Genomic DNA, 2,901 nt, shown 5'->3' on the forward strand with positions numbered 1-2,901 from the left:
TGGCGCCCTCGCCTCCCATATGGGTGAAGCCAGTGGTTTCGCGATCCATCCACTGCACCATATAATGGCAACCAATCCCGGCATAAGCCCGGCTGCCTTCCGGCACTTTGGTGGAGGTGTTGTGTGGACAGCCAGAACAGAACCACGGCGTGCGCACCGCAATATCTTCGGCATTGTCCGCCCGCTGCGCCTCTTTCAGCGTATTCATTCCGGCTTTCACCGCATCGGTGCCCCGGCCTTCTTCAACCAGAATGTCACCCAGCTTCTCGGCAATCATAATCGGGTCCAGCGCGCCCCGCGTCGGGAAGAGTTCCTCGCGCCCCAGGCTGCCGTAACCGCCTTTGTACCAACCATAAACCCGCCGCCCACGCCGGTCGTCAAAGATCGCCTCTTTGATCTGAACCTCGATCAATTTGCGCTTCTCCTCCACCACCACAACCAGATCGAGCCCCTCGGCCCATTCGCCAAACGACATCATATCCAGCGGGAAAGTCTGGCCAACCTTGTAGGTGGTGATGCCAAGCCGCTCCGCTTCGCTTTCATCAATGCCCAGCAAGTCCATGGCATGCACCAGATCGAGCCAGTTCTTACCAGCGGCCACAAAACCAATCTTGGCGCCCGGCTTGCCCCAAACCCGCTTGTCCATCTTGTTGGCGCGCGAAAATGCCTCTGCGGCAAAGCGTTTGTGATCAATCATCCGAGCTTCTTGCGCGTGAGGCGTGTCGTGAAGGCGAATATTCAACCCACCTTCCGGCATATCAAACTCCGGCGTGACAAAGTCCAACCGATGCGGATCACCATTCACCACAGCTGTGGCCTCAATGGTGTCTTTCATGGTTTTGAGACCGACCCAAACGCCAGCAAACCGGCTCAGCGCAAGGCCATAAAGACCGTAATCCATGACCTCTTGCACACCGGCAGGTGAGACCACCGGCATATAGGCATCCACCAGCGCCCATTCGGACTGGTGCAACACGGTGGAGCTTTCCCCGGTGTGGTCATCCCCCATCGCCATCAGCACACCGCCGTTTGGGCTGGTGCCTGCCATGTTGGCATGGCGCATCACGTCGCCGGTGCGATCCACGCCCGGCCCCTTGCCGTACCAAAGCCCATAGACACCATCAAACTTACCTTCACCACGCAGCTCAGCCTGCTGACTGCCCCACAGCTGCGTCGCCGCAAGGTCTTCGTTTAGTCCGGTTTGGAACAACACGTCGTGCGCGGTGAGTTCTTTCTCCGCCCGCATCATCTGACTGTCCACCGCACCCAGCGGCGAGCCACGATACCCTGTCACATACCCAGCGGTATTCAGCCCCGCCTGCGTATCCCGCGCCTTCTGCATCAGCATCAGTCGCACCAAAGCCTGTGTGCCGTTGAGCATCACACTGTCTTTGGTTAGGTCCAACCTGTCATTTAAGGATACTTTTTGGATACTCATCTTGCGCTCCCCCGCTGGACGGTCATTCCTATATAGGCAATTTATTAGGTCACAACATCTGACCTATGCAATCATTTTTTTGAACACTTGTTCGTTTAAGCTACACCAACCTCTCACAGAAAACCGAATAACAATGGTGTAGTGGTCTGAAGACAAACAAAAAACCGGCGCACAGCCCCCTGCACGCCGGTCAGATACACTTGCCAAGAAAACTTAGCCCGCCGATTTACCTACCGCTTTTGGCAACGAAAGCGGCACAGTGGGCAGGTCGTCCCATTTGGTCTCCAACAACTCTTCCACTTGCGCGGCTGGAACGGCCTTTTCAAACAAAAAGCCTTGCGCGCGCTGACAATCCAAGTAGCTCACGTAGGCCAAATCCTCGACTGTCTCGATGCCTTCAGCAGTCACTTCCAAATGGAGCCCCTGCGCCAGGGACACAATGCCTGAGACAATTTTTTGGCTTTGCGGATGATCCGAAATATCGGTCACAAAGCTGCGGTCAATTTTCAGCCGGTCAAACGGCAAGTTCTGCAAACACGCAAGACTGGAATATCCGGTGCCAAAATCATCCAGCGCAATCGCCACACCAAGCGCCTTGAGCTCTTCCAATTTTTCCCGTGCCACATCAAAATCGTCAATTACAGAGCTTTCCGTAATTTCCACAATCAGCCGCTTCGGATCAAATCCTGTGCCTTCCAGCACCATCCGGATCGACGGGACCAGATTGGGGTCTTTGAATTGAACACCAGAGACATTGAACGACACGGTCAGAGGTTGCGCCCAGGCCTTGGCCTGAGAGCACGCCTGTCGCAGCACGCTGAGGCCCAAGGCGCCAATCTGGCCACTGTCTTCAGCAATCTCGATAAACACCCCCGGCGGGATGAACCCGCGCTCCGGATGGTTCCAGCGAGCCAAAACCTCGACGCCACTTACAAGGTTGTCGTCGATCTCCACAATCGGTTGGAACCACGGCTCAACCTGATCATGTGCAATGGCCTCGCGCAGATCAGAGGCCAGCTTCTCACGATCCATCGATTGACGGTCCTGCTCCGCATCATACCACGCAAACCGACCACGGCCCTGGGTTTTGGCCACATACATCGCCTTGTCCGCACGACGCATCACCTCGGAGATGTCGTCGCCTTGACGCAATGCCACCAGCCCCACTGAGGTGCCGATAAACACGCCAATTTCGCCATAGTTAAACGGGCGTGCAATTTCATGCACCAACCTCTGCGCCGCCCGCTCCGCCTGGACCGCATTCACCAACGGATCAAGCAAAACCGCAAATTCATCGCCCCCTAAACGCGCCACCGTGCCGCCGGTTCCCGCTTCCATTTTCAACCGCTCCGCAACCTCGATCAGGGTTGCATCCCCAACTGCGTGCCCATGCAGGTCGTTCACAGGCTTAAACTTATCCAAATCCAAAAGCGCAATATAGCGGGGCTTGTTCGCATTGCTTT

At 56.1% G+C, this 2,901-nt stretch carries 1 protein-coding gene and 1 pseudogene; both read right to left on the reverse strand.

Annotation, left to right across the window (positions count from 1 at the left end):
* Nucleotides 1-1,438: pseudogene (locus tag QZ517_RS19935) on the reverse strand (indolepyruvate ferredoxin oxidoreductase family protein); the annotation flags it as partial.
* Nucleotides 1,439-1,651: 213 nt separating this feature from the next.
* Nucleotides 1,652-2,901, reverse strand: a 1,250-nt coding sequence (locus tag QZ517_RS19940; RefSeq protein ID WP_294230790.1) for a bifunctional diguanylate cyclase/phosphodiesterase, incomplete at its 5' end; no start/stop codon positions are given.

Origin of the sequence: uncultured Shimia sp., assembly GCF_913054185.1 — a bacterium.
Taxonomy (GTDB): domain Bacteria; phylum Pseudomonadota; class Alphaproteobacteria; order Rhodobacterales; family Rhodobacteraceae; genus Shimia.